The following is a 430-nucleotide window of genomic DNA, read 5'->3' as shown; positions in this document are numbered from 1 at the left end:
AGTCCGACAGCGATCCGCAATAATGAGTCAGCGAACTAGCAAAATTACGGCTGCGATTCGGACTTCGTGCTCCGGTTGTGAGCGTTGGGGCCTACGCTGGCCCCGACTCGCTACACGCCGCCAGCCAGCTTACTCCTGAGAAATCTTCCGCCAGACGTCGTCGAGTTTGTTCTTCACTTCGGGGCGCTCAGTCACTTGCACGTTGAGTTCGTTCTCGTCGCAACTGATGACGATCTCGTCGACGTCGCGTCGATAGACGTTGGTCCGGCGGTGTTCGTCCGAAAGGACGCTGTCGTGTAGTTCGAGCAGCCCGGCACCCGTGAGTTCCTCGATGCGGCGATAACACGTCGCGATCGGGATGTCGAGCATTTCACTGAATTCCTGTGCGGAGTGAGCTTCGTCGGCAGCACGTAAGATGTCCGGGTTGTAC

The 430-nt window shown here is 57.9% G+C and carries 1 protein-coding gene; it reads right to left on the bottom strand.

Annotation, left to right across the window (positions count from 1 at the left end):
- Positions 1 to 129 precede the first annotated feature (129 nt).
- Positions 130 to 430 (bottom strand): helix-turn-helix domain-containing protein (locus DEQ92_RS23080; RefSeq protein WP_147299618.1); only part of this gene is annotated, 301 nt, incomplete at its 5' end.

Source organism: Haloferax sp. Atlit-6N (assembly GCF_003383195.1).
GTDB classification, from domain to species: Archaea; Halobacteriota; Halobacteria; order Halobacteriales; family Haloferacaceae; genus Haloferax; species Haloferax gibbonsii.
The sequence above is the reverse complement of the archived record's forward strand: the minus strand, read 5'-3'. Positions and strand labels throughout refer to the sequence as shown.